The sequence below is a fragment of the Coprobacter sp. genome (assembly GCF_982436375.1).
The window spans coordinates 1-6,872 of record NZ_CEWDCG010000166.1; the positions used below are offsets into that span (position 1 = coordinate 1).

General features: G+C 45.8%; 9 protein-coding genes. 8 read left to right on the forward strand and 1 reads right to left on the reverse strand.

The features are described from left to right. The 8 genes from AC1WHX_RS09310 to AC1WHX_RS09345 form a co-directional block, all read left to right on the forward strand. The coding region (locus AC1WHX_RS09310; RefSeq protein ID WP_481229219.1) for a hypothetical protein at positions 1-181 on the forward strand (181 nt) is incomplete at its 5' end. 68 nt (positions 182-249) lie between these two features. Next, positions 250-1,254: a hypothetical protein gene (locus AC1WHX_RS09315; protein ID WP_022390561.1), complete on the forward strand. Its 1,005-nt coding sequence runs from the start codon at positions 250-252 to the stop codon at positions 1,252-1,254. 10 nt (positions 1,255-1,264) lie between these two features. Beyond that, the gene (locus AC1WHX_RS09320) at positions 1,265-1,651 is read left to right on the forward strand and encodes a hypothetical protein (protein ID WP_418236397.1); all 387 of its coding nucleotides are present in this window, start codon (positions 1,265-1,267) and stop codon (positions 1,649-1,651) included. Positions 1,652-1,692: 41 nt separating this feature from the next. Next, positions 1,693-2,076 (forward strand): hypothetical protein, encoded by a 384-nt coding sequence (locus AC1WHX_RS09325; protein ID WP_418236398.1) that lies wholly within the window; start codon positions 1,693-1,695, stop codon positions 2,074-2,076. Next, positions 2,051-3,361: a DNA-methyltransferase gene (locus tag AC1WHX_RS09330; protein ID WP_418236399.1), complete on the forward strand. Its 1,311-nt coding sequence runs from the start codon at positions 2,051-2,053 to the stop codon at positions 3,359-3,361. Before AC1WHX_RS09325 ends, AC1WHX_RS09330 begins: the two co-directional genes overlap by 26 nt. Before the next feature lie 3 nt (positions 3,362-3,364). Beyond that, positions 3,365-3,661, forward strand: a complete 297-nt coding sequence (locus AC1WHX_RS09335) for a hypothetical protein (protein WP_297930308.1) — start codon at positions 3,365-3,367, stop codon at positions 3,659-3,661. Next, positions 3,658-4,302, forward strand: coding sequence for a hypothetical protein (locus tag AC1WHX_RS09340; RefSeq protein WP_022390556.1), 645 nt, complete (start codon positions 3,658-3,660; stop codon positions 4,300-4,302). The genes AC1WHX_RS09335 and AC1WHX_RS09340 overlap by 4 nt, the downstream gene beginning before the upstream one ends. Beyond that, on the forward strand, positions 4,295-6,049 hold the full coding sequence (locus AC1WHX_RS09345) for a hypothetical protein (protein ID WP_418236400.1): 1,755 nt from the start codon (positions 4,295-4,297) through the stop codon (positions 6,047-6,049). Before AC1WHX_RS09340 ends, AC1WHX_RS09345 begins: the two co-directional genes overlap by 8 nt. 221 nt (positions 6,050-6,270) lie before the next feature. Here AC1WHX_RS09345 and AC1WHX_RS09350 read toward each other — a convergent pair. Further along, the coding region (locus tag AC1WHX_RS09350; protein ID WP_481229221.1) for a hypothetical protein at positions 6,271-6,872 on the reverse strand (602 nt) is incomplete at its 5' end.

A 6,872-nucleotide genomic window follows, 5' to 3' on the forward strand; every position in this document is an offset into this window, starting at 1 on the left:
GACAATCGCCAAATCCGGGAAGTTCGATTCTATCACGGCGGCATGGACTCCTACCCAATCGGGAGATTATATCATGATTACGCTCAACAGTTCCGATAAATTCGTCGAGCTCGAACGACAGGTTGGAGGCGTCCGTACCATCAATAAAAGCCTGCAACCCAATATTCCGGGAGCACGATAACGTATAATTCAACAGAAGCGGGATTTATTTCCCGCTCCTTTTAATATTCACATTTTTAATTTTATGTTATGAAGACAAGACAATTGATTTATTCAAAAAAGAAAGCCGAACATGCCAGATTATCTATTCTGACAAAGTTTTTCTGTTCGATTATGGCATTGATCGCCATTGCAGCGGTAGCCTCCGTATTTTTAGAACCTGAAAGTGCTCAAGCTTCGGTCGGTATATTGACCGGAACATCTTTTGCCTCGATGGCCGTCATCGGAAATATTAAGGATGTTCCCGATATCGATGTCTCCGGATCTGCCATTGCTTATAAAGTTTATTTGGTCGAGTTATCCCAATTAGACGAGAACGCTCAGTTCCCGAAAGCCAACGCATCTCGTGAGGTGACCACCATTCCGTTAGCAGATGGTGAATATATGCACTATTTTGAAGCGCATGATATTCCCACATTCGGCAGTACCGGTGAAAAAGGTGATCTGACGATCGATCCGACCAACACGTTCACCATGATTATGGGAGGAAACCACGACCAGCTGCTCAATTTTATCGAGCAACATGTCGGAGGCAAGTTTATCATTATCTTCCAGGAATGCGAATCGCCCAACAAATATATTATCGGAAATCCGTGCAAGCCGATGATCCTTAAATCCTATGAACTGAAAAACGATAAAGACAGCCGTTCGGTTACTTTTACCTTTGAAAACAAAACCATCCAGCAGCCTAAAAAGTATGTAGGAGATATTGTTACCAAGGCTCCGGCAACACATACCCAAGGGGCAACCGCATTAGCCGTTCAAGCAGGAGTCAATACTTATAAGATTCCGGGAGGCAGTTCCGCTACATACGCCATTGCGACCGTATCGGGCATAACAGCGTCCGATAAAGGCCGAGTGATCACTCTTGAAGGAACAGGCACGGAGAATGCCGCGACGATTGCCGACAATACCACCTTCATTTTGGAAGACGGTGCGACATGGACGGCTAACACCGGCTCTCGGATCTCTTTCCGGATATTGGATGCGACCACTTTGGTAGAGGTGCAGGGGACAAGAGTGCAAACCGCTTAATGTTCGGCTTATGTACAGCTTTAAAGAAAAGAGCAGAATACTTAAAGAGTTACTGAACCCGGCATTCGGAGAATCGGATCTCTCTCTGCTTCGTCGCTTGTCTCCGGAAGATTCGTTGATCGCTACGGCACAGGTTTCTCCATCCCGGAATGCAGAAGCCGTCTTGTTCAGGTTATTGGACTTGACGACACGGGAAGAGATCAGGCTGAACCGCCGGAATCTCGAGCAAAATTCCACTAAAGCGGAGAACGGCGGTGACTCTGTTGTCGAAGTAACGGAAACATCCGGAGAGCAACGGACATCCCCGAAAACCGGAGAAAAAAAAAGCTCCAGAAAGAGCAAGAGTACCCGAATATCCGGTGGAAAAGGCTCTGTGAAGACAAAAACGTCCAAATAGCGACACTCATTTATAACGACCGGGTAAATACTTACCGGGAAATGGCGGTTCTGGACACTGAACTCGAAAATAATCCTACCGATGCCAAGGTGGCGAGAATGGCTGAGCTCAGAATCCGGAACCTCCTTTGTTTTTCCGAACTGCAATTTTTCAATGATACCGGACAGTGGAGAAACAGACACCCGTTTGTCGTGCATCGGTCAGAAAGATGTAAGCTTGAGGAACTCAAGCGGCGAGATCCGGAAGGCTTTCTCCGGAAATATGCCAATTGCAGTTATAATATCAAGCGATACAACTCATTTTTGAAAAAAGACGGCCGGAGTGATCGGCGGGAATCGGACAAAAAAAATCTTATTCGGTATCAGGAGTTGGAGACTATTTTTAAAGATATAATCAGTAATGAAACAGACGATAATCGTTCATAATCTGGGAGAGCTTCCTACAGCTCCGCTCGATGACTTTAACGAGCTTCAGGAGGATTTTAAATTGCCGGATTCGGAAAAACTGGCCAAACTGCAGATGCTTATCCTCACGCGAGGTTTCAAGTACGCTTTCAAAGCGTGGAAAGATCCGGACGGAAAATTGTGGATCATCGATGCCCATCAGCGGAAAAAAGCGTTGACGGCTCTTCGGAAAGCCGGTTTTGAGATACCGGAAATTCCGTATGAGCCTATTTATGCCGAAACGAAAAAAGAGGCGGTAGAGGAGATTGCAGCTTATAACTCCGAATTCGGCCGGAAAAATCCGGATACGCTTCTTTTTAAGAAATACGAGATCGATACGGATACGATGGAGAGGTTCGATCTCGGTTTCCGGCCGGTAACTGTTGAATTGGGAGTAAAGAAAGAAAGTCTTTTTGATGTAAATTCAACGGAAATACAAGAAGATGAGACCGAATTGAATATGCCTTCCGAAGATTCCGGTTACATTTCCAAACCCGGTGATATCTGGTTATTGGGAGAGCACCGGCTGATGTGCGGTGATTGTCGGGAATCGAAGGCGGTAGAGGTTTTGATGAATGGCCGTAAGGCGGATATGTGCCTGACAGACCCTCCTTATAACGTGTCGTATGAGGGTAAGACGGAAGACGAACTGACGATCGATAACGACAGCATGGAGAATGACTTGTTCAGGGTATTCCTCCGACAGGTGTTCACGAATATGTTTGCTGTGTTGAAAGACGGAGCTCCGGCATATATTTTTCATGCCGACAGTGAAGGAGAGAATTTCCGTGCCGCTTTTCGGGAAGCCGGGTTCAAGTTCGCCCAGTGTTGTATCTGGGTGAAGAACAGTATCGTGATGGGCAGGCAAGATTACCAGTGGAAGCATGAGCCTTGTCTGTATGGCTGGAAACCGGGTGCTGCTCATACTTGGTGCGGTGACCGCAGACAGTCTACCGTCTGGAACTTCGACAGGCCGCAGAAAAGCGCCTTGCATCCGACAATGAAACCCATTGCTCTCATGGCTTATCCGATCCGGAACAGTTCAGCTTCCGGAGCTCTGGTGATCGATTTCTTTTCCGGGTCAGGTTCTACCTTGATGGCGTGCCAGCAGATCGACCGGGTCTGCTATGCGATGGAGATCGATCCCCGTTATGCCGATGCGACCGTTTCCCGTTATCGGATGATGTATAAAAACAGTCCGGTGCGCTTGATCCGGGACGGTATCACTCTTTCTGTCGATGATACTTATATACTTCTGAACCGGTAAAACATGGATTATGCGACTCAAATACGGACATTCGGCGCATTGGGCTATTCACCCGAACGCATTGCCAATATACTGGGCCTGAAAGGGACGGAGCGGGAAGAGGTCATCTCCCGGATACGTACCTTCGGAGATCCCTATAATTCGGCTTATCTGTATGGGAATGCGGTAGGGGAGTATAATATTGACGCAGAGTTGGCGAAACAGGCCGAACAGGGAGACATCGACTCTATCGAATCGCTCGAGACCCGGAAAAAAGAACGCACCCATCTGGATTTGAAAAGAAAGTTATTCGGTATATGAAATATTTGGAGATCATAGAAAAGCTGCATCCTGACATTATACACCATTTCCTGAGCACGGGCGAATGTCAGGGTATTCCTGTCGAAGTGCAGCGTTTTCTCAAGCAGATGCAATGGGCGGCCGAGATATATGAGTATGAACGGAACATTACGCGGGCTGCCGGCATGCTGCGCAACCGCATCAAGGCGCAGCAGGGGCTCGATGTGGATGTGCGCACCTGTAAGAGCCGTATTTATTCGGCGATCAACTATTTCTCCATAGATAATAATGTCTCTGTAAAGGTCTGGGAAAATGATTTTGCCGATAAGTATGAAGATCTGGCGCTGCTTGCCATCGATGCCGGAGAGTACAAGACCGCCAAGGCCTGCAAAGATGCCGCTTTGGAATGCCGTCGTCGGGCGTGCGAGGCTGCGGAAAAAGACAGTGCGTGGGCTCCGGTATTCATCATTTCTCCCGAAATCACGCCCGAAGAGCTGGGTTTCTCGAAACGGAGTCTCAAGGAGATCGCCCGGAAGTCGAACGAGGGTTTTTATATCAATTTGATAGAGTCCTTGCCCATCGAGAACGATGAGAAAAAGCGGTTATTGTCTGATGCGAATATTCAAGAAGCGGAATTTACGGAGGAACTGAACGATGAATGATGAAGAAAACAACGGATTCGATCTTGAGTCGTATTATATGAATCTGGTGCAGATACAGGCAAACCTGATCGATGCGAATGTCTTGTTTGCGGAATGGGCACGTGCTACCGGAAAGACGGAGGGAATCACTACGCCCCGCATCATTCGGGTGGCGAGCGATATGCCGGGAGAATTAGGTTTTCTGGTACATTCTACTTATACAGCCCTGTTTACCAACGTATGGCCTAATATACAGGCCTCTTTCAGCCGTCCGATACGAGGGGGACAGCGGCCTATGCTGGAGTACGGTGTCGATTATGTGGTAGGTGAGACGAAGATCCCGTCTCATTTCAGAAAACCTCGTTACCCGATCGCTTATCCCAAGCATTCGATTCTTTTCAGGAATGGTTTTCACTTGCAATTGGTATCGTCCGATCAGCCCGATTCCGTTGCCGGACGTTCCGGAGTACACGCCTTTATCGAGGAGATGAAACACAATAAGGGAGAGAAGCTGAAAACCCGTCTGTTTCCTTCCTTGCGGGGTTCTAACGCCACTATTCGCCGGAGCTCTTATTACCAAGGTATTACCGGTGTGTCGGATACCGCCCGTGTCGATCTCGGAGAGGATAACTGGTTCGAGGATTATGAGAAAAACATGAACCGGAATCTTGTCGAGGAAATAGCGACGGCGGCCTTACACGTTAACCGGTATCTGTTCGAGTTGTACCATACCGAACGGTTGCTCCGGCAGGAAAAGAATCCCGTCGCACTCGAGAAACTCCGGTTGATGCAGGAGAAGCAAAAACGTATGTTGGCTCTTTGGCAGCCCCGTCTGGCCGATATGCGGCGGAACGCCACCTATTATATTCGTGCCAGCTCGTTCGCCAATAAGGAGATATTGGGAGCGAAATTTTTCAAGACACAATATGAGTCGCTCGACATCGACGAGTTTCTGACAGCGATTTGCGCCATTCGCAAGAAAGCGGTCGTGAACCGTTTTTTTGCCACATACGCTCCGAGAAAACACCAGTATTCCGGAGACCAGAGCTACAAATACGCCTCTATCCTGAAACTCGATCTGAAGGAACATTTCCGGTTGACGGCTTTCTATCTCAAGCAATATAATCCGGACGATGAAATACTGCTCGGCTATGATCCCGGCCACTTCTCCAGCCTTATCGTGGCTCAGGAGAAGAAAAACGGTTCTGAACTCCGGGTGATAAAAGAATTTACCTGTTATTTCCCTTACCAGCAGCCCGAACTGGCTCAATCGTTTTACGAATTTTTCGGCAGTGACGCCCGAAATAAGCATATCAAACTCTACTATGACCGGGCGGGGAACAAACGGCGGGAAGAACTGGAACAGATAACGACCGATGCCCGGATATTGAAACGGGAGCTGGAGTCTTTCGGTTTCGACGTCGAGCTGATGAACGAGGGACAGCGCACCATTTACTACTGGCAGCAATTCAAACTGTTATGGTTAGTATTCGGAGAGCAGACAAACGCTTTCCCTCATGTGCGTATCTGCGAGAATGAATGCAAGAATCTCTGTTCGGCGATTATGCTTTCTCCCCTGAAAAAGACAGAGGGACGCATCGAGCTGGACAAGACCAGCGAAAAGAAAGTCCCGTTGAAACACCAGGCGGGGCTCACGACACAACTCCCTTCCGCCCTTATTTATTTGCTGTACGGTCTGTATGGCGACCGGTTATCATCCGATTTCATGAACATTCCCGATGACTTGCCCGATAATATTATGTTATAATGCGTATATTTGTAGTCCCCTCTAATTATAGAATTAAAATATGAATCCTTTATAAGAGGATGTAATTCGTAAATAATCGAATTTCGGCATCTATACCGATGGGGGCATTCTTTTATAGAGGATTCTCCATTTTATATAATATGGATAATAATGAAGAAGAAGTAACACTCCCTAAGCCGATAAGTGATGGAGGCTTAACAACCCTTGGTGATGATTTGGACTTAACAACCCTTGTAAATAATGGTTTGGATCAAACGACAACTTAACGGACAAATCAAAACAAGTAAAAAAGAAAGAACCAGTCCCCAAAATATTGACAAGATGGATGTATTAAAAAGTCTGGCTCTTTCTTCATTAATTTCTATTTGCCGATCTATATTATTTTGAAGATTTAATAACTCCATACATATAATATCTTTTTTCAGGTCTTTTGTATCTTTCTTTTTAAATGCTTGCACAAATGCATCTATTTGTGCATTTCTTAAATCTCTTCCTGGAGGGAAATAATCATGAGGCTTTATGATTTTGTATAAATGGTATAATGCAATTAGTATCGATATTAACATTATTATACAGCCACATAATAAAGGGGAGTTAAATTTATAATTGAAGTTGCTAAATATATATCCTAAAAGTGCGCTTGCAAAAGTAAAATATAATCCGAGCAATATATAACTTCTTTCTGTTATTTGTCTATCTGTTTGAATACAATATTGAAGCCGTTTTTCTCCTATTTCATAATAAAATAATACTGTATCACGATCAATTAATTCACGTGTTTCTTCCGAAATTTCAAATTGCTTTTTTTCTTGTTTTTGTTTTT

What these genes read in the sequence shown, in the direction of transcription:
- AC1WHX_RS09315 (WP_022390561.1), top strand. Translation starts at nt 250, where the DNA reads ATGAAGACAAGACAATTGATTTATTCAAAAAAGAAAGCCGAACATGCC.
- AC1WHX_RS09320 (WP_418236397.1), top strand. Translation starts at nt 1,265, where the DNA reads ATGTACAGCTTTAAAGAAAAGAGCAGAATACTTAAAGAGTTACTGAAC.
- AC1WHX_RS09325 (WP_418236398.1), top strand. Translation starts at nt 1,693, where the DNA reads ATGGCGGTTCTGGACACTGAACTCGAAAATAATCCTACCGATGCCAAG.
- AC1WHX_RS09330 (WP_418236399.1), top strand. Translation starts at nt 2,051, where the DNA reads ATGAAACAGACGATAATCGTTCATAATCTGGGAGAGCTTCCTACAGCT.
- AC1WHX_RS09335 (WP_297930308.1), top strand. Translation starts at nt 3,365, where the DNA reads ATGGATTATGCGACTCAAATACGGACATTCGGCGCATTGGGCTATTCA.
- AC1WHX_RS09340 (WP_022390556.1), top strand. Translation starts at nt 3,658, where the DNA reads ATGAAATATTTGGAGATCATAGAAAAGCTGCATCCTGACATTATACAC.
- AC1WHX_RS09345 (WP_418236400.1), top strand. Translation starts at nt 4,295, where the DNA reads ATGAATGATGAAGAAAACAACGGATTCGATCTTGAGTCGTATTATATG.